At 53.0% G+C, this 21372-nt stretch carries 25 protein-coding genes; 10 read left to right on the top strand and 15 right to left on the bottom strand.

Annotated elements, in window-relative coordinates; translation table 11 throughout:
- Positions 1–237 precede the first annotated feature (237 nt).
- Together ACR0EN_RS20380 and ACR0EN_RS20385 are read left to right on the top strand one after the other, a co-directional pair.
- On the top strand, positions 238–405 hold the full coding sequence (locus ACR0EN_RS20380; RefSeq protein WP_480588481.1) for a hypothetical protein: 168 nt from the start codon (positions 238–240) through the stop codon (positions 403–405).
- A gap of 84 nt (positions 406–489) precedes the next feature.
- Positions 490–1044: a hypothetical protein gene (locus ACR0EN_RS20385; RefSeq protein ID WP_480588483.1), complete on the top strand. Its 555-nt coding sequence runs from the start codon at positions 490–492 to the stop codon at positions 1042–1044.
- A gap of 107 nt (positions 1045–1151) precedes the next feature.
- Here the strand turns inward: ACR0EN_RS20385 and ACR0EN_RS20390 are convergent, their stop codons facing one another.
- From ACR0EN_RS20390 to ACR0EN_RS20410, 5 genes are all read right to left on the bottom strand, one after another.
- Positions 1152–2174 carry a DUF4062 domain-containing protein gene (locus tag ACR0EN_RS20390; protein WP_480588485.1) on the bottom strand — a complete coding sequence of 341 codons (1023 nt, stop codon included), beginning with the start codon at positions 2172–2174 and terminating at the stop codon, positions 1152–1154.
- Positions 2175–2331: 157 nt separating this feature from the next.
- Positions 2332–2856: a hypothetical protein gene (locus ACR0EN_RS20395; protein ID WP_480588487.1), complete on the bottom strand. Its 525-nt coding sequence runs from the start codon at positions 2854–2856 to the stop codon at positions 2332–2334.
- Positions 2857–2977: 121 nt separating this feature from the next.
- Positions 2978–3235 carry a hypothetical protein gene (locus ACR0EN_RS20400; RefSeq protein WP_480588489.1) on the bottom strand — a complete coding sequence of 86 codons (258 nt, stop codon included), beginning with the start codon at positions 3233–3235 and terminating at the stop codon, positions 2978–2980.
- Positions 3236–3558: 323 nt separating this feature from the next.
- The gene (locus ACR0EN_RS20405; RefSeq protein WP_480588491.1) at positions 3559–5781 is read right to left on the bottom strand and encodes a hypothetical protein; all 2223 of its coding nucleotides are present in this window, start codon (positions 5779–5781) and stop codon (positions 3559–3561) included.
- The gene (locus ACR0EN_RS20410) at positions 5781–7058 is read right to left on the bottom strand and encodes a hypothetical protein (protein WP_480588493.1); all 1278 of its coding nucleotides are present in this window, start codon (positions 7056–7058) and stop codon (positions 5781–5783) included. The genes ACR0EN_RS20405 and ACR0EN_RS20410 overlap by 1 nt, the downstream gene beginning before the upstream one ends.
- A gap of 479 nt (positions 7059–7537) precedes the next feature.
- On the opposite strand from ACR0EN_RS20410, the gene ACR0EN_RS20415 reads away from it, so the two are divergent.
- The 4 genes from ACR0EN_RS20415 (at position 7538) to ACR0EN_RS20430 (ending at position 10040) form a co-directional block, all read left to right on the top strand.
- Entirely contained in the window at positions 7538–7801 is a 264-nt protein-coding gene (locus ACR0EN_RS20415; RefSeq protein WP_170733189.1) for a hypothetical protein, read from the top strand.
- Between the two features lie 453 nt (positions 7802–8254).
- Complete coding sequence (gene radC / locus ACR0EN_RS20420; protein WP_480588495.1) at positions 8255–9196, top strand: RadC family protein; 942 nt, start codon at positions 8255–8257, stop codon at positions 9194–9196.
- 182 nt (positions 9197–9378) lie between these two features.
- A complete protein-coding gene (locus ACR0EN_RS20425; protein ID WP_223117741.1) occupies positions 9379–9789 on the top strand; it encodes a thermonuclease family protein in 411 nt (136 codons plus the stop codon).
- Positions 9790–9809: 20 nt separating this feature from the next.
- A complete protein-coding gene (locus ACR0EN_RS20430) occupies positions 9810–10040 on the top strand; it encodes a hypothetical protein (protein WP_170398051.1) in 231 nt (76 codons plus the stop codon).
- 12 nt (positions 10041–10052) lie between these two features.
- Here the strand turns inward: ACR0EN_RS20430 and ACR0EN_RS20435 are convergent, their stop codons facing one another.
- Together ACR0EN_RS20435 and ACR0EN_RS20440 are read right to left on the bottom strand one after the other, a co-directional pair.
- The gene (locus ACR0EN_RS20435) at positions 10053–10391 is read right to left on the bottom strand and encodes a hypothetical protein (protein WP_170733186.1); all 339 of its coding nucleotides are present in this window, start codon (positions 10389–10391) and stop codon (positions 10053–10055) included.
- Positions 10391–11083, bottom strand: coding sequence for an SOS response-associated peptidase (locus ACR0EN_RS20440; RefSeq protein WP_480588497.1), 693 nt, complete (start codon positions 11081–11083; stop codon positions 10391–10393). The genes ACR0EN_RS20435 and ACR0EN_RS20440 overlap by 1 nt, the downstream gene beginning before the upstream one ends.
- A gap of 155 nt (positions 11084–11238) precedes the next feature.
- Here ACR0EN_RS20440 and ACR0EN_RS20445 point away from each other — a divergent pair, with 155 nt between their 5' ends.
- From ACR0EN_RS20445 to ACR0EN_RS20455, 3 genes are all read left to right on the top strand, one after another.
- Positions 11239–11508, top strand: coding sequence for a hypothetical protein (locus ACR0EN_RS20445; protein ID WP_480588499.1), 270 nt, complete (start codon positions 11239–11241; stop codon positions 11506–11508).
- Positions 11509–11631: 123 nt separating this feature from the next.
- Positions 11632–12558, top strand: a complete 927-nt coding sequence (locus tag ACR0EN_RS20450) for a DMT family transporter (RefSeq protein WP_170398064.1) — start codon at positions 11632–11634, stop codon at positions 12556–12558.
- Between the two features lie 581 nt (positions 12559–13139).
- Positions 13140–13565: a CAP domain-containing protein gene (locus ACR0EN_RS20455; RefSeq protein WP_480588501.1), complete on the top strand. Its 426-nt coding sequence runs from the start codon at positions 13140–13142 to the stop codon at positions 13563–13565.
- A gap of 92 nt (positions 13566–13657) precedes the next feature.
- Here the strand turns inward: ACR0EN_RS20455 and ACR0EN_RS20460 are convergent, their stop codons facing one another.
- From ACR0EN_RS20460 to ACR0EN_RS20495, 8 genes are all read right to left on the bottom strand, one after another.
- A complete protein-coding gene (locus ACR0EN_RS20460) occupies positions 13658–13954 on the bottom strand; it encodes a hypothetical protein (protein WP_480588503.1) in 297 nt (98 codons plus the stop codon).
- A 235-nt stretch (positions 13955–14189) separates the two neighbouring features.
- Positions 14190–14522 (bottom strand): hypothetical protein, encoded by a 333-nt coding sequence (locus ACR0EN_RS20465; RefSeq protein WP_480588505.1) that lies wholly within the window; start codon positions 14520–14522, stop codon positions 14190–14192.
- Positions 14519–14965 carry a hypothetical protein gene (locus ACR0EN_RS20470; protein WP_480588507.1) on the bottom strand — a complete coding sequence of 149 codons (447 nt, stop codon included), beginning with the start codon at positions 14963–14965 and terminating at the stop codon, positions 14519–14521. The genes ACR0EN_RS20465 and ACR0EN_RS20470 overlap by 4 nt, the downstream gene beginning before the upstream one ends.
- 150 nt (positions 14966–15115) lie before the next feature.
- A complete protein-coding gene (locus ACR0EN_RS20475; protein ID WP_480588509.1) occupies positions 15116–15850 on the bottom strand; it encodes a hypothetical protein in 735 nt (244 codons plus the stop codon).
- A 100-nt stretch (positions 15851–15950) separates the two neighbouring features.
- The gene (locus ACR0EN_RS20480; RefSeq protein WP_480588511.1) at positions 15951–16319 is read right to left on the bottom strand and encodes a hypothetical protein; all 369 of its coding nucleotides are present in this window, start codon (positions 16317–16319) and stop codon (positions 15951–15953) included.
- Between the two features lie 111 nt (positions 16320–16430).
- Complete coding sequence (locus tag ACR0EN_RS20485; protein WP_480588513.1) at positions 16431–16610, bottom strand: helix-turn-helix transcriptional regulator; 180 nt, start codon at positions 16608–16610, stop codon at positions 16431–16433.
- A 95-nt stretch (positions 16611–16705) separates the two neighbouring features.
- Positions 16706–17395, bottom strand: a complete 690-nt coding sequence (locus tag ACR0EN_RS20490; RefSeq protein ID WP_480588515.1) for a hypothetical protein — start codon at positions 17393–17395, stop codon at positions 16706–16708.
- A complete protein-coding gene (locus ACR0EN_RS20495; protein WP_480588517.1) occupies positions 17388–18614 on the bottom strand; it encodes a tyrosine-type recombinase/integrase in 1227 nt (408 codons plus the stop codon). Before ACR0EN_RS20495 ends, ACR0EN_RS20490 begins: the two co-directional genes overlap by 8 nt.
- Before the next feature lie 568 nt (positions 18615–19182).
- Between ACR0EN_RS20495 and ACR0EN_RS20500 the strand changes: the two genes are divergently transcribed.
- Positions 19183–21276 carry a 3-hydroxyacyl-CoA dehydrogenase NAD-binding domain-containing protein gene (locus tag ACR0EN_RS20500; RefSeq protein ID WP_480588519.1) on the top strand — a complete coding sequence of 698 codons (2094 nt, stop codon included), beginning with the start codon at positions 19183–19185 and terminating at the stop codon, positions 21274–21276.
- Positions 21277–21372 lie beyond the last annotated feature (96 nt).

The raw sequence follows: 21372 nt of genomic DNA on the forward strand, positions 1-21372 counted from the left end.
ACGTCTGCTAAACTTGCTACATGGAATATGCTCCAACTTGGCGCATGCCCGTGCAGATATGCAGGGAATGCCTAAATTTGGTATTATCTCCGAATTTACGAAACCGGACAGAATTGTTCCTTACCGCAGGCCTTGCGCAGCATCACGCCGAACCTTTCCGGTGCGAGATTGTCACCTATCAGAGTCGCGCGTTTTCAGGTATGCACGTCGTATTGTTTTAAGCTTTGAGGTGTTGCCATGACGACTTTACGCACCCCGACCGAATACCGTGCCGCCCTGCGAGAGATTGAGTATCTGTGGGGATCTGAACCGGATACCGAGGAAGGCAAGCAGCTCGTAAAATATCTGGCAGCCCTAGAGCGGTATGACCAGCAGAATGCCCCCGAACCAGAGATGCAGGGATAGCCCTCATAGGTTTGATAAACCACCTACATATCGGATAACGATTAACGAGCATGGGTCGCCAGGGGATTTTGGAGAGGAAGTGAATTGCGCACTGTATTCCATACTGATGACATAGAAAGATTTGAGAACAAGCGTGCATTGGTGGGTGTTTATTTGGACCATTGCTACGACCATGAAAAGTTACAGTGGTTACTTGATGCAAAAGCTGGTTTTGATGCCCATGTGGGGAACTGCTTCGAGTTACTGATATTGAAGAAGAAAGAGTGTTATCAATCGAGCGAATTCTTGGCCGTCAACGAATACGACGTGGATCATTCTAACGAGTTCATACGCGAGCTTGGCATAAGGCATGAAGACTTGCCTTGCCTAATGTTCCGAGCGAAAGGAGACCATCAATTCTACTTAAAGCTGGGATCTAAAAGTAAGGCTGCATTCCTGTCTGAAATTGGCCGTTTGGGCGATGTAGCTCTGGAAGCCGCAGAGGAAGGCCCTGATGATCCATTTAAGTACCGCGAATTTGTGAATGTGAGGGCTGGAAACTGGCTAAGAAAGAACGAGCTATTGAGTGTGTCAAAACAGTCAATCACAACGGTTGCTGCCTTTTTAGGAATTGCTGCAAACGCCATGTCACTCGTCTGAGTGAAAAGGCCGGTGGTATCTCTATCTGGAGAAAGGTTTTAGATCCGATGTACAGTTCTTTCGGCGCGATGCAGTGCGCAGTGTCCAGGAATTTTTCACACTAGTTTTCAATCGGAAAGAAATTCGAGCAACATCTCCTTCGCGCCTTCCACCAATTTCCAAGATTCACCATGATTACCGGCCCCCGTGATTTCGATCAATCCAAGGGCTAAGAACTTGTTCCTCACAGGAGAGATGGTTTCATCAAACGCGAAGCAAACATCGATTTTTTCATCTTCGCCGATGAATTCATGGGCGTATCTGTCTCCAATCTGCGAGAGACTGAATCTAATGTTAGACATGTCGAAATTTTCGCTAATCAAATGAGGGAAAACGGCTCGAACGATATCTTTCCAGAGCACGGTTTGATGGAACCGCGAGACAGGGAGTTTCCTCCAAGTTCTTCGACCGCCCTTGCCCATACCGCTTTGTTTCTTTGTCAATTCCCAGACAAGTTCAACGGATCCATCCTTCAGTGTTTCGATGCCACCGGACAGGGCGCTAGAGCTCTTGAGTATCGACACTTGCTGTTGAAGAGCTTGGTTTTCCAGCCTTAGTCTTTCTAAGTCGCGCAACCCTGCTTCATCTATATCAGATGCCCTTACCCATCCTGGCGCTGGATTGTGTCTAATCAACTGGGTGACAGAACGGCTAACCTTCGCACCAAGGTCTGACGAATTGGCCCAGAACTTGCAAAGCCTAGTTTTACAAAGGTCCATGAACTCATTCAGTTTTTTTTGGTTCTTTTTGCTTTGCTCCGATTTTGCCATTGGAATTTTGCCAGTATCATCATGGATAAATGCGACCACCGGCTTGCCCGTATCAATGGCATATCGATACTCCATTTCAGTATAGCTCAGGTTCGTATCTGGATGGGTTTGACCGTATCGCCCGGCGACTATGACCAGATAATAGTCAGAGTCATCGATCACTTTCTTGATCCAATCCCATTGCTCTTCGTTTGCGGCGGGAAAGAGTTCCATTCCAGCGGGAATGCAATCTAGTTCGAGTAAGGCCTGCATTACTTCAGCCCTCTCTTCCTGCAAATCGTCAAATGTACTGCTGACAAAGACCTGGTATCTCTTTTGCATAATCTCTTCGCCTTAGAATAACCAATAATACTCTAAGGTTGAGACTATCTCATCAGCACTTAGCGCCAAATAAATTTTGAAACTGTGCTCGCAACAGCATCCTGTTTCCCGCATTGAGGAAAGGGCGGCGACAAGAAAGCGACCACCCTTGACGAGGTCAATATATCGGCGTCATCTCCAGACTGCCCGCCTCGGGAGTGACCACAATTAGGTTCGGCAATATTTGAACTCCTTTGCTTTCAATCAGTGAGGCTCGAAGTTCATGCTCACCTTGTGATGCTGGGACTCTCACACGACGTCGGTCACCTATCTTCCCGGTGGCGTAGAAGGAAGTATGGCGCTTGAAAGTCGTATCTGCCGACCAACTCCAAGTTCCCTCCCAGTGAAAAGCTTTTATTTTTCTTACGTTGCGGGGAATTTGCTTTGTTTCATCGACTGTGCACTTCAAGTTCAGTGTCTGCTTCTTATCGGTGAACTTGAAGTTTATTTTCGCCGGAACACTAAACGCCCCCTTCTGGGAACCCATCTCATAGCTACAGGTAGGCGAGAATCCATCCGCGAAACCTATAAAACTGACTGGGAACTCCACAGGGTTTCCTTCAAATTTTGTAGCAGGAGGTTCAGTGCTGTTGCTTGCACAAGCGGCTAACGCGCCAAACATAATCAGTGCCAGTCTTTTCACGGGTGCAGTCTCTCTATAGTTGAATCATGATGCTAGTGATCTACCTCTTGAATCGGTACAAAAATGTGGCTCGGGCATACTCGAAATAGAGAAATAGCCCTAAAAAATCTTATGCTTAAGCTTAATTCACGTTACGCCGCTTTCTTGCTGCCATCTTGCGACAGCCTTCCTTGCAGTACTTGGCGTCCACCCGTTTCCATTCCGGCATGAGGTTGCCACAGTAGGCGCAGTGCCAGCCCTTGGAATAGTTCTGCGCCAGCTTTTGGGCGCGTTGTGTGATCCGGTGTGCGTTTTGCCACGGGAAGTGGGTGAAGCTGAGCCGCACATGTGGCGGGTTCAGTTCTTCGATCCAGATTGTTGAATTATCGCGGTCGGTCATGTGTGTACCTTATCCGGGAACTGTCTTTGATATTGCTGGGCTTTCCGGTTTAACTCCCCTCGGCCCAGCTCACCCTTTTTTATGGCGTCCGAAAACTCAAACCTGCCATTGCCGTGCCTCCTGTCTGGACGTTGTGTGTCGGGGTAATTAGATTGTTGCCATGAACCCATCCGATCCCCCTTTAGCTCTGGAAGTGGCAGCAGGCATATTGATTGCCTACTGCGTGGTGTTCTGTGCCAAGAGTGCCGTTGCACATTGGCAGCGAGAGGAGGGAAACATGGCCGTTCTCATCGGCGCTGCTACTGTGCTGATTGGAGGGACGCTCATTCTTGGTGGCCTGGGAATAGTAATCCCATAGTAATGTCTTCTACGAACATACCAGCCGAAGCCCCCGGTATCGCACCAGTTGCAACAGGTCCGATTGGTTTCTGCCCTCTGACTTTCTGACCAATCTTGCCTGCCTGAAGCCACCCTGCGCCTTTCTCAGTACCCTTGGCTGCGGCACGGCCAGCAACAGCACCAGCAGGACCACCGGCCTTGTAACCAATAAGAATTAGCGCGCCTTCCCACATCTTCCTTGCCACTCGGGCGTTCTCGTACCCCGTGCCTGAGTGATTCACAGCACCCTTAGGCGGGACCATGCGGTTCAAGGCGGTTGATAACCGGATCATCTGGCCGCGTTCTTTCGGAGTGAATAGAACGTTAGCCAGAGGCTTTGTCTGAGGGCTATTGAAGAATGCGCGGATGTTCTCTGACACCTTTTGCGGACCCCATGGGATCGGACCGGTTGCGGCTGGTGTTTCTGTACCGGGTTTCTGGGTTAACTGACGGAATGCCGCCTGTCGGACAAGATTCCACTCATCCGAGCTCTTTCCCAATGTGTGCTTAAGCTTTGCCGCCAACGGCGCATTCATCTTGCCGCTTCCCAGTTTAGACGCACCGAACATCCAGCGCATGACCTGATCCGGTGAGGCATCCGCGTCAATCATGTCCTGCAGGAACCGCGAGCCAGCATCCTTGCCGCGATACTTGGTTGAATACTGTGCAAACAGCCTGCGGGCTTCCTTCAGATCCCCGAACCCGGCCTCGTCGCCGTCAAAGAGTTTGGCCGTGACCACATCGTCAACCCATGCATCGTATTCGTTCTTGATGATGGACAGGGCGCGCTTGTCCTCAGGTTTGGCTCTCGACAGGGATTGGTTCAGATCCTTACGGAATGTCTCAATCAGCCGCAGCGACACCCCGCCCTCACCACGTTTCTGCAGCCGTGACATGTAGGCACGGGCGTTTGAATAGATATCACTGGTGAGGTCTATCTCTTCGTCAGAAAGGCGGCTCTGTACGCGCTGTACGACGCCCTTAGCCACATTACCGGGCACAGACACCCCGGCATCGTCTGCGGCTTTGTACATGGCCTGTGCAGCGGCTCTCTCGGCTTCGCTCATTGATTGCAAGCGGGCGGTTACAGCCTGTGAGGCGTCCAACTGGTCGGCTGGTATTCCGTCGCTCAGTTCTTTGGCCACACCGTCAACGGCTCTGCGGGCTGATAGCTCTTGCCCGTCACCCAATCGTTGAGCTTTGGAGACGACAGCATCAGGGCCAACACCACGGCGGGCGCGTTCGAAGTCCGCAAAATCGTTCACATCGCCAGTGACATTGTGCTTGAATGCTGGGATCCCGAACTCCTCCATCTCTGCGGCACGGGCTGCAAGTTGGGGATCAACGCCGTCATCGATGCCTTTGGAGAATTCACGGGCGAATGCATTACTCAGTTCATCAACGTCATAGCCAAGTTGTTTCAGAGCATCGCGGCCAGCCGGGGATATGCCACCTTCCTCAGTATAATAGCGGGGATCCCGGAGCAATCGGGCGACAGGCTTGCCAATCTTTTTCGCTGCCCATCCAACAACCGTTGCAACCGGCACGGATGCAGCGCCACCGACAGCACCGCCGATAAGGCCGAAGCCAGCACTACGCAGTCTTCCTTCGCCTTCACCTTCCCCAAGTCCGTATATTGCGCCGGTTCCGGCCCCTGCCTTCGCACCCTGCTTGACGGCCTGTCCAAACGTAGCGGCTTTGCCCGAATTGCTGAGAATGGACGCTGGCACGGCAAGCCCGCCCGCAACCTCTGAAGCGATAGACGTGACAGGATATTCACTGCGGTTCGCGTCAATCTTGGCCCGCTCGTTCTCAAGCGCGAAGTTTGCGGCGTCCGATCCACGCACCATGGAGCCAAGGGCAACGGCTTCGTCTGAGAAGCCCAGAGTTGCCCCGTGCGGGGCCATACGCAGCGCTGCGCCGCCCTGAGAGCCTGTCTGCCGGTGGTGTTCCGTCAACATGTCTCGGGAAGTCATTTGCCCTGTATCTGGGTTGTAAATCATTCCCTCGGGCGGTGTGCCATAGGTGCCGTCTGCATTTCGCTGAACGCCCTCGGATTCAGGCTTCGGGCTGACACCGAATATCTCGCTGGCGTAATCCTTCAAGGGCGGCTTAGCAGCGGCTTTCGTGGTTCCGAAAATCTCGGATGCGTAATCATATCCAGCCATCAGAAACCCACCTCTTTGCGAAGCTGCATGGATACCTGACGCTGCAAGACCTCTGGGTCAGAAATGCCGTTTGCCTTGAGCTGCTCCTCAATCTGTGCACCTCGGGCGTTTATCATCTTGTCCACGTCATCCAGTGAACCCATCTCCCAAGGCTTGCCCTGACGTCCAGTTGCCAGCCAGAGATTGTATCGCGCTACGGCACGCTGCTGCTGCAGAATGGATTGCTCAAGCTTAGCCTGAAATTCTGTTGGGCTATCCCCGTCGAAAACACCAGTTCCGACGCTGGGAAGTTGCTCAAGCAGGCGCTCAGCTTCTTGTGGCGTTACTGCAGCACCCGAAAGCTCTTTCAGGCTGGTATTGAGGTTGTTGAAAGCCTCAGTTTTGAACTGGGCGAAGTTGGCGACAAGCTCTTGTTGCTCTGGTGTGGCGCTACCCATCTTATCCATCAACTGACCCCACTTTGCACCAATGCGGGTGGCCAGCTCTAGATACTCGGGTTTGAAGAGAGCCTTAGTATCATTCAGGCGACCGAGCATTGCGCCTGAGTCCAGAATACGGCCCTCAATCTCGTTGGTGGCCTTTGTGCCAAATCCTGGCCCCTGTTGACCGCCACCATAGGAAACAACCGTGCCGTCTGGTGTGGTGACGTTGAAGCCTTGCCCGTGACCCTCTCCGACAACAGAAGGACCGCCCTCAGTGGACAGGTCGTATAGCTTGCCGCCCACAACGCGGAAGTTGTCAAAGTCCTGCTCCTTCGGTTTCAGGAAATCAGCAATAATCGCCTCAGCATCACCAAACTTAGCAACAACCTCCGGGAACTCTTGCAGCGATTGAAGGGGCGGATGCTCTGCACGTTGCAGAATCTGGTTTACACCATTCAAGTCACCCTGCTCGTAAAGGAAGGTGGCTTGAGCGACGCCCTGACGAAGACCTGCAAGTTCACGCTCAACATCAGCAGCCTCCATTTTCGCCATGCGCTCGTGAAGGATCATCTCCATTTCACGCCTGTCATAATCCATCTTTTGCGCGCGCTGCGCCTGAACCTGATGCTGGCCCTGAATGCCCACGGCCAAACCTGGATCGTATTGAGCTACGGCCCCAAGCGCCTGGGGATCACCTGCAAGGATGTTCTGCCCTTGTGTCTGAAACACGCGGCTCAGTGCGTTTCGCCTGTCGTATTCGTCGGCTTTGGCTCGGGCCTCCTGTCCCTGCGCAAATGCGTTGACGATGTCGGGCTGTCGGCCCGCCAAAATAATCGAGTGGTCTAATCTGCTCATTGTATTGCCCCTGGCATGTGATTGGTTGCGAGTGTGTCCATGGTGCACATCGCCGCGAAAAGGCCGTCGTGCTCGGCAACCATGCCGATCCACCGAGCTTTTGAGCCTGATGACAGGAGCGCTTTCCGCCCGCCGTCTATCCAGCGCCGTAGCTCAGCGAGCTCGACTTGCTCCCGCCGATGTTCGGCAAGTATTCCGCTGAGTGTTGCACTAATCATCGCCTTTTCCCGTCTATTCCTGTCAGGAAAAAGGGTACTACAAATTAGGGATCAAAACAAGAATTATACGGGAACAAAAGAGGGGTATGAGGTAATATAGCACCGCCTTATCATTGCGGAATCACGGCTTGTTTTCAGCGCTAGCTTTCCGTCATTGCGGAAAGGCAAAGTAAGTAGTTCGGAGCCGGTTAAGCGCCGTGCATTTGGCGCGAAACCAATCAGGTTTATTGGTGAGTCGGTCCAATTCTTAGGAGAAAACCAATGGCCGACTATACCAGATGCCACCTATGCGATTGCCCGATACAAGATGACGCCCCTTGGTACGGACGGAACCAATGGGGCATTGCGATATGTCACCGTTGTACGAAATCCGGTACGACCGAGGGGCTTTCAAAAGGCCAAGAAGTCCGCTTCAACGAGTTCATGGAGCAACACGGTTTCGTTGTTCTGCTGAAACGCAATGAGCGTGGTTTTGCTATGCTTCCTGTCGAAGTCGTAGCAATCGTACCCGCGTCAAAACCTTAGGGTATTCTTAGGGTGAATTCCCCAACAGCGACAAAATTAACGCATGGTTTTGGTGACTAACTGCTTGGCATTGCTTTTTTCTTTGGGAATTGCGTAGCATTCACACGCGATGCTGCGCAAAAACCAATGCAGGATCGAAGTACTGGAGGCAGTTTTGACGGAGCGCGTTCAGACACGGTCAACGCTCAAAACAATCGAGGTTCCACGTGACCTCGTTGGTAAGCCTGCTGGCGTTTTTTTTCTGTTGAACGAGATTGAGCGCCGGAAATCGCAATCAAAAAGGGCGACAGATAGCGGGCGGTTCGAACTGAAGCCGTTCATGCTAGTAGATGAGTTTATCTTTAATCAGCGTGCTTGAAACATAGGTTCCATTTCAGGCCACATCTGACGTTTTTACCACTCGTTAACCAACCTTTGAGCATGGTCTAGGGATTGGTGCATGGAGTGGTAGCCATGAAGAAAACGGCGATACTGGACAATCTCAAAGAGGTCATAAGCCGCGATAGGAAGAGGTTCGGCAAGCTAGTTAAGCATGATGGGCGAGGTGGCTTTTCTGAGGAAGAATTGAAGGGTTTGGATGAGCTGTACGCACGCAGCCCACCACCCGACGCCATAACTGAACCTGCACACCCGCCGTCATACGTGTATCGAGACCGACTTTCACGAAAGAATGCTGCTGGTGGTGGCCTGATTAAGGACGACGACGGCGCTAACCGGCCTCACTATTGGGGGCACCGAGAGCGACTGCGGCAACGCTTTCTCAAAGGCGGTCACGATCCAATGCCCGAATATGAGCTACTGGAACTGCTGTTGTTCAACGCAATCCCGAGGATCGACGTCAAACCCTTGTCAAAACGCCTGCTTGCAGAGTTCGGCGACCTAAACGGGGTTATTGCGGCATCAAAGCATCGTATTCTGAAGGTGGATGGGGCTAACGAATGGGTTTTCTATCACCTGCGCGTTGTCGAAGCCTTCGGGCACAGAATGGCGCAGGCACAGATAATGAAGCGGGATGTTGTGTCGTCGTGGGAAGACTTGGTGACCTACTGCCGAACCGCAATGGCGCATCGCGAGGTTGAACAATTCCGGGTTCTCTACATGGATCGCAAGAATGTTCTGATTGCTGATGAAGAACAGGCCAAGGGTACAGTTGACCACGTTCCGGTCTATCCGCGTGAGGTTGTGAAACGTGCCTTGGAACTGAACGCCAGTTCGCTCATCCTCGTCCACAACCATCCATCTGGCGACCCGACGCCCAGTAACTCCGATATTGTCATGACCGAACGAATTATGGATGCCTGTGACACAATGGGCATTGTCATTCATGACCATGTTATCATTGGGAAGAAGGAAGAATATTCCTTTAGTGCTAATGGCTTGCTCATGCGCGATTAGCGGCGTAGCTGTATATCGCCGATTGCCATTGAAAGAATGCCAATGATTGAACTCATCTTAGTTTTGGCGCTTTGTGTTTTCATCGGAAGCTCGATTGGGAAAGTGCTTACCTGGTGGGTAAACAAGAAGTTGGATCAGCGAGCAGAACGTCGGTCTAATACTGCAAAGCAAGGAAAACCGTCTTGATACGCTTTATCTGCCTGATTGCCTTGCTAACCGGCTGCGCTTCAGACGGCATTGTGTCTTCCGATATTTATGTCCGAGATGCGGATACGATTGTTCTATTTGGAAAGAAAGGGACGCCTGTTCGCTTTGAAGGTGTCGATGCTCCCGAACTGGAAACCCAAGAGGGACAGGTCAGCAAGCAGTGGATGATAGACTACCTCCGGGGTCAAACCGTGCGATGCGACCTGACCGGCGAGATGAACGGAGACCGCCATATCGGCACATGCTTTGTCGACGGTGAAAACCTGAGTGCAACAGTTATCGCCGCGGGTCATGCATTGGATTGCCCAAAATACAGTGGTGGCCGCTACAAACACCTTGAAACCATAGAGGCCAAGTCACGGATCAAGAGGGCCAGTTATTGTTGAAAATCATGAGGAGTAGTTGAATGGGTGGCCTCTTAGTCGCCGTTGTGGCTGGATGCTTCGCCAAGAGTTGGCGGCAGGCCTTGGTCTATGGCGGATTGGCCGGGGCTTTGATAATCGGCGCAGTTCTATTTTCAGGCGCTGGTGATACTTTCACCGCCGGTTCAGTGGTGGCGAGGATCGGGATATCAATGATCCTTTCTTTGCTAACTTATGCGATGGGAAAATACGCTAAGACGCCGACAAAACAGTAGAGAGCAGCGAAGCTACGAACACCATTCCGAGTTTGTTTTAGCGATGAGTTTGAATGAGCCGCTGCCGCACAGGTCCGCTTCACCTTGTGCAAGCTCCAGTTCGAATGCCTCAATGAGCGGCGCAATCAATTGCTCGTCCAGCATATAGAATGACACCGCATCCCGAGCGCCGCGAGAAAGCACGTTGTCAGCATTCCAACCCCAGCGTCCCCGTCCGGCATGAGTATTTAGCCAGCAATGTATCTCACTAAGCTTGTAGCCGAACCCTTCTTCGGGAACTTGAACCCGCACTCTGATTGGGAAGTACTTCTCATCCGCTGCTTTCTTCGGTGATCTGCTGCGCGTGACCATTACGCCTCGATAACGTCGATTAACTCCGGCCCGTCATCATCGCGGCCAATCGGTGCGACCTTGTGATAACGCATACGCCCATCCCATTCCGTGCCCAAGTTCTGCGCTTCGTCGTGGTCAATTTCGCCTGACATCCACGCCACAAGGTTCTCGTTCGTTAGAATTACCGGTGACCGTGCATGTATGTGTTCGATTTGATGCAACGCAGGGCGAGTGAGAATTGTGCAGGTGTTCAGACCAGACGAGAGGCGCGAGTAGAGGCCTGCGAAATACATGCAGGGGTCATTGGTATCTGTCTTGATAACCCAAGGCTGTTTGGCCCCCTTTAGGCCTGTCCATTCATAGTAGAAACTGGCCGGGATAATGCATCTGCTGCTCTTCCAGGCGACCCGGAATGAACCTAGCTTATGCGCTGTTTCAATCTTCGCGTTGTAAGTGGTTGGCTTCCACTGTTTCACGTCTTCCTTGAACCAGTGCGGTACAAGCCACCAGCGGGCCGTGGAGCTAATCAGTCGCTCTTCATGGATGAACGCCAAATCCAACATCTGAGTTGGCTTGACGTTCCAGCTCATTGACAGGTCTTTGGCGTTTGGATCGCGCTCAGTTGGGATAGGAACGCCGTTCACGATCCAGTTCTGCAGAGCATAAAGCTCCGCCCACGTCATTTCGGGTCTGCCGAGTCGTCCGCACATTCGGTGAGCTTAGCAAAACAGGGGGAACGTTTGGTGAACTTTTTGATGGTTGGCGACGAGACTGGCGGCAATTGTGCGGACTAAACGGACAACCGACGAATAAACCAAACGAGCCGCTTTGCCTTGAATAAATGTCGCAGGGATATCACAGTCATATGATGAAGCTTTTGTTGCACCGATATCTTCAAGTTCGTCTCAGCATCGAAAATTCACGGATTTGGGAATTTGCCACAAAGACCACCTTAAGACTTGTAATCAGTTCATTGATTGTCTTCACGGCTGCAATGCTCACGATGCTTGTCTCAGTCTTTCTCTTCACTTGGAGCAAGGTTCTCGGTTTATTGGCCTGCGCCGCATTTGTAGCGCTATTGATAGTCGTCAACATTTTGGCAGATGAAGGTCGTCGGCGGGAAAAGGGGCGTTAGGGGCTCGTAGCAGACATTCGAAGTCAGCAAGACGGGAGCGGAGCTAAGGCTGCAAAGCAGGACAAAGCTGTGGCTCGTCGAATATCTAAAGACGAATTATCAAATGCGTGATAGCTCCAGATTATGGCAACGACATCTGCGCGAATTCGACCGTCGATCCCTAACGCACTTGCGGTTATTGGTGTCCTTTTTGCTTCAATCTGTTTCGGACTGGTTCCCTATTTTAGCCGTAACCTGACTGAACAGGGCGTCGCGCCTTATGCTGTCGCATTTTATCGCTATGTTGTTGCGGCATTCCTTCTGCTTCCTGTTCTCATCCTGCACCGAAAAGCATGGCGAGAGATAACTTGGGGCCTGTCAGCCGGAGCCATAATGGGACTTGGTTGGATCGGATATGTGACGGCGCTGGAGAAGTTGCCCGCATCGACAGTGGGTGTGCTATACATGACCTATCCGGTGTTCACCCTAGTCATTGCCTGGGCTGTGTTTGGCGATGCACCCACGCGACGCGCCATGTTGGCCGCTGCTCTGATTGTGGTCGCGGCTGTCATTGCTGGTTCGCCCGCGTCAGTCCCTACAGAGCATGTACCAACGCTGCTTATATCACTTGCCGCTCCATTCGGGTTTGGCTTCGGAATTTGCGTCCTGGTGCACAGGTTGTCACGGATTGCGCCATTAGCGCGCATAGCGTCAGTTTCTCTAGGGTCTGTTCTTGGCCTCGCTCCGCTCATTCTCGGTGCTGACGTTGGAGAGCTTCTCCCGCGTGAGCAATCTGATTGGCTTCTCATAGCTGGTATTGGACTAGTCACCGCGTTCGTGCCCCAGCTAATTTACACGATTTGCTCACCTGTCATCGGAGCTTCCCAAACTGCAGTAGTCGGGAGCATCGAGTTACCTACGATGTTTGCCGTGGGATTTCTTGCCTTTGGAGAAGCCATCTCTTTGCTTCAAGCTTTGGCATGTGCCTTAGTGTTGGGCGCAATCGTGATTACAAGAAGTAGAAAGACGCGCACCGTATCTACCGTGCTCGCAAATTCACCGAGACGTTAGTAGTGGGCTAATAGCCGACATCCGACCAAGTCGATGTGTTAGTGCAGAACTCGAAATTTGCTGACAATAGGCCTGCCGAACACCCCCCATTTATGGCGGGCTGAATATGACGGGTTTTTTGTGCTATACTGTGCGGGCCTCCCGGTTCGGGAGAAGGGGAAGAACCCACCGTCTCACAAATGATTGAGAGTGAAGGTGGTGAGGGGCTGGATGAGGGGGTCTTAGCCAGCCCCTCTCTCTTGAGAGGGTATCCGGAGTGGTAGTGTTGTTCCGTTGAACCCAATCTACCCCGTTAGCGCCTTGTCCGAAATTGGGGGATTCCCGTAGACCCCTTATTTTCTTATCTCAGACACAATTCAAACACGCTGCACCGATACCAAGCAGGTGCGGCGCGTCGTGATGGGATTAGCGATTTCGATGAGGGGGTACGAGTTTGGCGCGTCGTACCTCCAACCAGCAAAGCTATTATCTATGCAAATAGAATCCTTGGTGCGATATTGTTGTTTCATCAAGACCGGTGGGAAATCAACATGCTATCTATGGATCCGTGTGAACCATTATAGGAAAAACCTGGTGGAAAAATGCTGACGCGTTTGTTGTTAATACTGGCGTTTCTTTTGCCCGCGCGACTCGCTGCAAACCCCACAGCGACTGACGAACTGAACACGTTTCGAAAAAGCCAAGGTCTTCAAGGGTTAGTCTATAGTCGGAAGTTGGAGAAAGCCGCCAAGTCTCATGCTGAAGACATGGTGAATAAGGGGTTCTTTTCGCATACCGGTTCTAGCGGCTCTGACGTGGGTAAGCGGGTGCGCAAGGCAGGCTATGATTGGTGTTTCGTTGCTGAGAACATTGCCAAAGGTCAAATTGGTCTGGACGCTGTGATGTCGGCTTGGGCGCAGTCGCGGGGACATCGCGCCAATATGCTGTCACGCAAGGCCCAGGAGTTTGCGCTGTACGAGGCGGCGGATAGTACCTGGGTAATGGTTCTAGCCGCCCCGTGTCGGTAGTCTTGTGCTGAGAATTGGCCAAACCCAAAGCACACAGAAGTTAACCTTCGCTATAAACAAGTCGCTCCAATGCGCGCATCACACGGACGTGTTCAGTGACGGCTTTCCTCATCTCCTGCGCCTCCGATGTCCACCCCAATCCGTTTGATGTTGGCGGCTATGTCAGCCAACAACTCATCCAGATCCACAACGCCAATCGTCGGCTCGGTGGCGTTGTTGTCATGAAATATCCACTCACCAAGTGGCTCTGAAATATCGGCAGTAAGACGGCCCACGACTTCGCGCACCTCATCTTCATCTGTCATTTCGGCAGGCAAGATTATCATTGCCGTCATTTTCTTGGTGCCCTTCCGGGCTTCCAGCTTGGAAATTCTGTTCTTTACGCTCATGCGTACTGCTCCTGTCAAAGATTGCGTGTGTCTGATTCAAGGTAGACGCTCCGCTGACCTGTCGGATTTACCCGAGCCGTGAAGGCGTCCTGAACTTCGTCGGATTGGCGTTTGAACTGTCTGCCATCGACCAGCGCCATGAGGATTTTGGGCTCTTCGTCGTCCCCGAGAAAAGGGTCGGTGAAATAGATAACCAGACCCGACCCATTGGCCTGCTCCAGTTTGCTGATGCGTTTTACTTATCGTCACGACTGCTTCCTTCCATTTCGATGTCCGCCGCAGCGAATGCTGCTTCCCGCTCTGCCTTGGTCATGTCTTCGATTAGCTTTCCACCTGCTTTGATGGCAAAAACACGCCGCTCGAATTCGCTTTGGCTTTCACCATCGTGCGGATATATCCGACCAATACCGAGGCCTGGAATTGTCGCCGGGCCAGGCTCTCTTTCAATGGTGCGGGTGGTATGCTCTGTACCCTTCTTGATGCCGCATATCTGATAAAACACGATGGGAAGTTCGAGCACGTTTGGCGACCTCGCTTCCAGTTTGTTGACACGGTTTTTGATGCTCATTTCTTTGCCTCCAATGCCGCAATACGTTTCTCCAAATCAATCGTCTCGAGAATCCGTCTGTACTGCTCAACGAGCCCCATGACCGTTGCTCCTTCCAGCGGAGTAATCTCACCATCGGAAACCGCCTTCAGCACCGCCTGCGAGGCTTTGGAGGCCTCGCTAGCAGTGCTGATAGGCGGAAGCTCGAAGTTGACCGGTGCGTCCTTTCTGGTGGGCGCTATCCGCTCAATGCAGAGACGCAGGGCCGTGCTGTCGCCCTCAAGTGCCATATCGACCGCTTTCTGCGTGATTTGCTCAGATTGCCCCTCCAGCAGTTCCTCAACCGCCCGTGTGACTCTGTGACGGGTTCCTCTGGGCTTGCCAGGGTTGCCGATGGCAAAGGTGCCGTCCGGGTTTCTCTCGTCCGTATTCGTTCCGTTTTTACGGTCAGGTTCATCAGTCATTGTTCATGCCTCGTTGTGTTGGATTGTTGGTGCAGAAGGTGTCCGTTTCCCCCAGACCCCCTGGTAGATTAAGGATGTCTCAAATATTGCGACGGGGGACTTGCCGAAATCGGGTGTTTTCGTCGCAAATATTGATACGGCCCGTCGCATTTATTGCGTCGCCTCCGTCATTCTCGTCGCAAAATCTACGACGGTCTCGTCGCAGTTTTTAAGACAGGGTTTTGTTTTTCCATTCACCCCTTTGGGGTTGTGAGTAGGAGCCTTAACGACCGGGAAATCCGCACCGTCTGACCATTGCTTGTATAGCTTGCGTCCAGCTTCACCTCGTGCGGTTGGTAATGAGATTTCGGTCAGTTCGAATAGCGGGGAAGAAGCGACTCCGCTGGTGCCTAGTTTTGGAGGGCGCGTAACAGCGATGAATCCCTTGGCCTGAAGCTCACGGAACCCTTTTGCGGCAGTGTTGTACGATACACCCAGACGTTCAGCGGCCTGCCGGACACTCAAGCAAATCTTGCCGTTGTTGTTATTATCCGCACCGCGCCATTCTAACCTTAGCCAAGGGTACAGCGCCTGCGCGGTTGGCGAGAGGGCCCGCCAAGCGGGCTCCTCCATCATGTTACGAACGAGCTTTGTGAAGTGCTCGCCACGTTTCTCGTTTCGCTTATCGCGCCCATCAGCCACCCCCTTCCCGCTGAGACAGGTTTGTGAGCGCATCCAGTATTTGGGGGAGCAGGGCGGCGCTGAACGCCACCCCCTTTTTCGTAGGATGTTTTTCCCGTCCTTGGTCAGGTACCAGACACGGAGATTAACAACGTCGTGGCCCATGTATTCACAACGGGATACGTGGATTTCCTCCTGAGCGTTTTTCTGAACAACGACACTCATGAGCGACGCCCGCCGTAGTGGAGAGCGGCAATCAGACGCGCTGCAGCTTCAGAAAGGCCATGCTTGCGACGGATGGTGCGGATCTGGAGGTCTACGGTTCTCATGCCGCCACCTCGTTCGCCTGAATCAGCTCGACCTTGCTGACGAGGAAGTAGATGCCGAATTTCTGGCGTCCGGTGTCTGCATCGCCACAATACATCTTGCATTCGATGTTCACGCCGTCATCGCGCCGCAGCGGCAGCACCTGATCCGACAGGCGGCAGTAGCTGGCCGCATAGAGAGGCGACCGCATCAGGCCTTCAAGGACTTGGCGCTTATGCTTGGACGCATAGATTTCGCGCGGTTCCTGACCCGGATCAGTGACCCGGTAAAGAGCCGGGGCTGTCAGGTTAGGAAGGTCTGCCCAGCGATACACGCGCAGTGCGTTTGACGGTGGGAGTTCAAAGTCTGGTTTCTGCTCAGTACTCATTTTCTGCTCCTTGGTTCTTGCACCAAAGGGCCGAAACGGTTACAATTACAACTATTCCACTAGCCGCAATCAAACACCGCCCGCGCCCTGTTCCTGGGGTGCGGGTTTTCGTTAGGCAGCTCGACGTTCATCGAGCCACTCGGCGATTTTGCTTTCAGGCCACGCGACCGTCTTAGGTGTCAGTTTTACTGGCCGGGGGAACTCACCTTTTGAAATGAGGGCGTAAATAGTGCTGCGACTCAGGCCGGTAACTTCTTGGACCATTCGGCAGCGAAGATGACGATCAACCATATCCTAACTCCTTTTGGATTCATCTGGACGTGGCTGGACCGTACCTCATTGTTTTTTATAAAGAAATTCGGGGAATTTTAAATTCCCCGTCCTGCTTAGCGCAATTGATCGGGAGAGTATTCACTTAAAATAGATTGTACCCAATCCGGTTCATTGGGGAAGGCTACAGCAAAGTCGGCGTACTTCTCCGCAAAGACTTTTGGGATCGTTAGCAAGTTATCATATAGTTTGTCGCCACTTGCAAATGCACCAGATTTCCGAAAAAAGTTCTGCATGTCCAAGGCCAGAATAATGAGTGCATCAAAGGCCTCATCCTCTTTTAGGATTCCTTCTGGCTGGCCGTCGTGGTCCTCAAGTAAAACAAAGGCCGCCCATAAGTGAAGGACTGGCGAAAACCTGTTCACAGAGTCTCGTAGCCTTTTTCCGTCAGTTGGAATGTTCTTCCCCGCTACAGTTTTTTTGTTTGCGTAGAATTCAGAGACTGTGAAACAAGCTCTTTCCTTTTGCACGGCACCTCGATTCAAGTAGTTCCAACGCATTTGACAAGCAACGTAGCCGCACAATTTTCCAAGATTGGTGCTTCGGTTCATATCCTTCTGAATTAGTTTAGCTACGTGGGAGTATCCGGCTTGCAACTCACTCTGCATCGCAAGATTCTCGATACAGAGTTGCTCCCAAGCCCTCAAAGCTGCCAACCTATCGTCCGGGTAGCACATTTCGGACCAGACACGAGGCGCAGGGAACGAAATTTTTTGCCCATTCAATATCACGGGTAACTCAGCCATTCTTGCCCCCAATCGCAACAACGTTTGCACTTTCCTGTGTCACCAGTTCTGCCCACCTGTCTAGCGCAGCAGCCCGCTGATCCAGTAATTGAGCCTGATTGTAAACGCGCCCAACGAGCGTTGGGGCCGATGCCGTGGCCGAGTGGTTCAATATGCGATCCACAACAGCCTCATTCTCCCCAGTCTCCGCCATCTTTGTCGCGAACCCGGTTCTGATGTCATGTATCCGCCAATGCTCGAAATCATCTGGCAGAAGTTTGTCCAGTCGTGCCTTTGCTTTTCCGATCCCTGAAACAGGGGTCTCGCCAGTCGTCGTGAACACAAAGCCGGTATCGGTGTCTTCGGAATGAAGCCCTTTCAATTCCTTCAAAGCTGGATTGGAAAGGTGGGTTATGTGCGGCTTCTTATTCTTTGTCTGAGAACCCGGCTTTGTCATTCGCGCCGTGTCGAATGAGACTTCCTCCCACCTAAGGCCCAGGATTTCCCCCCTACGCTGACAGGTGAGCAGCAAAAGCCGAAACACCGGACCCCAGACAGGGCCCATCTGAAACGTAGCCTTCCAGATTGTCCTTATTTCGCCAATCGATAGAACCCGCTCTCGTGCATGTTCGGTTGTCGCCTTCGCAACGCCGCTGGCTATATTCTCGGAGATGTAGCCGCGCACCCATGCCCAATTTGAAAACGCAGACAACGCAGCCCGAATACGATTAGCGTATGCCTTTCGGCCAGCCGATGCTTTTGCGTCCACGGCCCTTTGAATATCGCTTCGCGTCAAGCCAGTGATTGGGTTATCCAGATGCTCAGATAGGGACTGGCGCAACTGGCGCAGCCTTTCGTCGCGCGTTCTGAGGCTGGATAGATGGATGGTGTCATAGATATCCAGCACCTGCGATACGTTCAGCGTTGATGCCTGCGTACGCTTCTTTTCGCGCCTCTCTGCCTCTGCGTTCGCGATGCGGTCAATTCCCTGCGCGGCTTCGGCTTCAATCTCCAATGCCATCTTGCGGGCTTCTGATAGACCAATGGGCCTGGGCCACTGGCCAAGCGTATGTTTGCGCTTTGGCCCGCCTTTCACCCGTTTTTCATACATCCATACTGCCTTGCCAGTAGAGGAAAGCCGGAACCTCAACCCCTTGCGCTCTGTGTCAGACACCTCAAGACGCCCCGTCTCGGGAGGGGAAAGGCTTTCAAGGTATCTGTTAGTCAATTTCTTCTTCATCGTTCTGGGGGACTCATGGGGGACAAAATCAACTGGATTGTGGCGGACAGTTATGGATGATAGTAGACAATAATTATTCGGGGGACAACATGAGGGAGCCAGATTTTAAACAGTAAAATAGGGTAGGGCCGGATAAATATGGACAGCCATAGACCGTGAGAGACTTCCAGCTAAGTTAGAAGGTAAACGGAATCATAATCCGCGTGTCGGGGGTTCAAGTCCCTCCTCCGCTACCAGAACTTCCCAAACAAGTGCTAAGGCCCTGTTAGCTGCGTTTCCATTTGGATCGCGCCCTCGGGTTCCGTGCGAATTCAGACCAAGCACTGCAGTTCTTTGCGCTTCGTTGGTCTGAGGCCGCGAAGCAAGTTCTACCGCAACGTAAAAGGTTAGTTCCGGGCATGAACCGCGTGATTATGGTACTAAATCCGAGAAAATCAAATAAACCGAACGATCGGTCGAAAATATAGTTGAATACGAACGCAGACCGGGCCAGTCTTTGATCGCGCCGTGTCCGGGGATTCCCTGATTTACTACTGGCATCGCATTTCGTCTGAGGAGGCACGATCATATGACCCAAGTCATCGGGTATGAGAAAGTGGGCGATATCGCCGTTTTGTCGGCTGAGAACCCACCCGTTAACGCGCTGGGCGTGGATGTGCGCCGGGGTTTGTTGTCTGCGATCGAACGTGCCGAAACAGAGGGCGCGCGCGCGGTTTTGATCTATGGTGAGGGTCGGACTTATTTTGCAGGCGCAGACATTCGCGAGTTTGGCGAGCCGCCACAGGACCCGTGGCTGCCCGCACTCTGTGATCGGATTGAGGCGTCGCCCTTTCTGGTGGTTTCTGCGTTGCATGGAACCGCGCTTGGTGGTGGGCTTGAGGTTGCCTTATCCTGTCATTATCGCGTTGCCGTGCCGTCTGCGAAGGTGGGGTTGCCCGAGGTTAATCTTGGTATCATTCCTGGCGCTGGCGGCACCCAGCGCTTGCCGCGTGTTGCCGGAGCCGAGGCTGCATTGGACATGATCACGACGGGGCGGCACGTCCGAGCTCCAGAAGCGCTTGAGATGGGTGTGCTGGACAAAGTTCAGGATGGTGATCCGCGCGAGATCGGCCTGGCCTATGTCAGAGAGCTGCTTGCAACTGATGCACCTCGGCGTCCTGTTTGCGATATGGCCCGGCCCGCCCCAATCGATTTTTATGCGGCCTATAACGCGGTGCTGAAGAAGGGCCGGGGCCAACTGTCGCCTGCGATTGCAGTGCGGGCAATACAAGCCAGTTGCGAGGCCGAGGATTTTGCTTCCGGTTTGGCACGCGAACGGGAATTATTCATGGACCTGATGGCCTCGGATCAGCGCAAAGGGTTGATCCACGCATTCTTTGCGGAGCGTGCGGTTGCAAAATTGCCTGAGTTGAATGGGGTCGAGCCGCGGGACCTGCAACAGGTTGGCGTCATCGGCGGCGGTACGATGGGCGCAGGGGTTGCCACCTCAGTTCTGCTGGCGGGACTTCCTGTCGTGCTGCTTGAGATGTCACACGAGGCAGCGCGGTCCGCTAAAGATCGTATCGCGGCAAATCTGGCTGGCGCCGTGAGGCGCGGAAAGCTGAGCCAGGACAAACATGATGATATTCTGCAGAACCGGCTGACCCTGGCCACCGACTATGACGCGCTGAGTGGCGTTGATCTGGTGATCGAAGCCGTGTTCGAGGACATGGCAGTGAAGAAAAAGGTTTTTGCGCAACTGGATGCGGTCTGCAAAAGCGGTGCGGTATTGGCGACCAATACCTCATACCTTGATATCAACGAAATTGCCGGATCGACCGAAAGGTCACGGGATGTCATCGGTCTGCATTTCTTCTCCCCAGCACATGTGATGAAACTGCTTGAGATCGTGGTGGCGGATCACACCGCGCCCGAAGTTGTGGCAACGGGTTTCGCGTTGGGCAAGAGGTTGGGCAAGGTGGCCGTTCGGGCAGGTGTGTGCGACGGGTTCATAGGTAATCGGATTTTGGGCACATATCGGAACTGTGCTGATCACATGGTGCTGGATGGGGCGAGCCCATTCCAGATCGATGCTGCGCTGACCGGGTTTGGATTTGCGATGGGCCCCTATGCAGTGTCAGACTTGGCCGGATTGGATATTGGCTGGGCGGCGCGCAAGCGGAAACGGGCCGCAGGCCAGGATCCACGCGTTCGCGACAGTTTCTATGCCGACAAGCTGTGCGAGGCCGGACATTTCGGCCAGAAAACCGGCAAGGGCTATTACATATATGAAAATGGCAAGCGGGGTGGAGAGCCGAACCCCGAGCTGACATCATTGATCGAAGCCGAGCGTGCGGCTCAGAACATAACTCCACGCGCGTTTACGGATGAGGAGATCATCCGTCGCTATATGGTCGCGATGGTGAATGAGGCGGCGAAGGTGGTAGGCGACGGCATCGCGCGTAGACCGCTGGATGTGGACGTTACGCTGCTCTATGGCTACGGTTTTCCGCGCTACTGGGGTGGGCCGCTGAAATGGGCAGATTTGCAAGGTTTGCCGGGCGTATTGAACGATATCCGCAAGTGGGCTGAAGAAGATGCCTATTTCTGGCAACCTGCACCCCTGCTTGAACAACTGGTGGCCGAGAACCGCTGCTTTGATGATCTCAACAAAGGTGCCTGAAGTCTCGAGGCAAAGGCTCCCGCGCCTGCGCAACATTGGCTGCGCCAATATTGCTAGCCGCCTTGGGCCCGGCATCGCGCAAAGCGCGATGCCGGG

It is taken from the genome of Ruegeria sp. AB7 (genome assembly GCF_056542625.1).

Bases quoted from the DNA above. Each gene is read 5' to 3' on its own strand.
- radC (WP_480588495.1), top strand. From the start codon at position 8,255: ATGAAGAAAACGGCGATACTGGACAATCTCAAAGAGGTCATAAGCCGC.
- ACR0EN_RS20470 (WP_480588507.1), bottom strand. From the start codon at position 14,965: ATGACTGATGAACCTGACCGTAAAAACGGAACGAATACGGACGAGAGA.
- ACR0EN_RS20380 (WP_480588481.1), top strand. From the start codon at position 238: ATGACGACTTTACGCACCCCGACCGAATACCGTGCCGCCCTGCGAGAG.
- ACR0EN_RS20480 (WP_480588511.1), bottom strand. From the start codon at position 16,319: ATGAGTACTGAGCAGAAACCAGACTTTGAACTCCCACCGTCAAACGCA.
- ACR0EN_RS20455 (WP_480588501.1), top strand. From the start codon at position 13,140: ATGCTGACGCGTTTGTTGTTAATACTGGCGTTTCTTTTGCCCGCGCGA.
- ACR0EN_RS20435 (WP_170733186.1), bottom strand. From the start codon at position 10,391: ATGGTCACGCGCAGCAGATCACCGAAGAAAGCAGCGGATGAGAAGTAC.
- ACR0EN_RS20495 (WP_480588517.1), bottom strand. From the start codon at position 18,614: ATGAAGAAGAAATTGACTAACAGATACCTTGAAAGCCTTTCCCCTCCC.
- ACR0EN_RS20500 (WP_480588519.1), top strand. From the start codon at position 19,183: ATGACCCAAGTCATCGGGTATGAGAAAGTGGGCGATATCGCCGTTTTG.
- ACR0EN_RS20405 (WP_480588491.1), bottom strand. From the start codon at position 5,781: ATGGCTGGATATGATTACGCATCCGAGATTTTCGGAACCACGAAAGCC.
- ACR0EN_RS20450 (WP_170398064.1), top strand. From the start codon at position 11,632: ATGGCAACGACATCTGCGCGAATTCGACCGTCGATCCCTAACGCACTT.
- ACR0EN_RS20475 (WP_480588509.1), bottom strand. From the start codon at position 15,850: ATGAGTGTCGTTGTTCAGAAAAACGCTCAGGAGGAAATCCACGTATCC.
- ACR0EN_RS20490 (WP_480588515.1), bottom strand. From the start codon at position 17,395: ATGGCTGAGTTACCCGTGATATTGAATGGGCAAAAAATTTCGTTCCCT.
- ACR0EN_RS20415 (WP_170733189.1), top strand. From the start codon at position 7,538: ATGGCCGACTATACCAGATGCCACCTATGCGATTGCCCGATACAAGAT.
- ACR0EN_RS20430 (WP_170398051.1), top strand. From the start codon at position 9,810: ATGGGTGGCCTCTTAGTCGCCGTTGTGGCTGGATGCTTCGCCAAGAGT.
- ACR0EN_RS20445 (WP_480588499.1), top strand. From the start codon at position 11,239: ATGATGAAGCTTTTGTTGCACCGATATCTTCAAGTTCGTCTCAGCATC.
- ACR0EN_RS20410 (WP_480588493.1), bottom strand. From the start codon at position 7,058: ATGAGCAGATTAGACCACTCGATTATTTTGGCGGGCCGACAGCCCGAC.
- ACR0EN_RS20485 (WP_480588513.1), bottom strand. From the start codon at position 16,610: ATGGTTGATCGTCATCTTCGCTGCCGAATGGTCCAAGAAGTTACCGGC.
- ACR0EN_RS20440 (WP_480588497.1), bottom strand. From the start codon at position 11,083: ATGTGCGGACGACTCGGCAGACCCGAAATGACGTGGGCGGAGCTTTAT.
- ACR0EN_RS20390 (WP_480588485.1), bottom strand. From the start codon at position 2,174: ATGCAAAAGAGATACCAGGTCTTTGTCAGCAGTACATTTGACGATTTG.
- ACR0EN_RS20400 (WP_480588489.1), bottom strand. From the start codon at position 3,235: ATGACCGACCGCGATAATTCAACAATCTGGATCGAAGAACTGAACCCG.
- ACR0EN_RS20465 (WP_480588505.1), bottom strand. From the start codon at position 14,522: ATGAGCATCAAAAACCGTGTCAACAAACTGGAAGCGAGGTCGCCAAAC.
- ACR0EN_RS20460 (WP_480588503.1), bottom strand. From the start codon at position 13,954: ATGAGCGTAAAGAACAGAATTTCCAAGCTGGAAGCCCGGAAGGGCACC.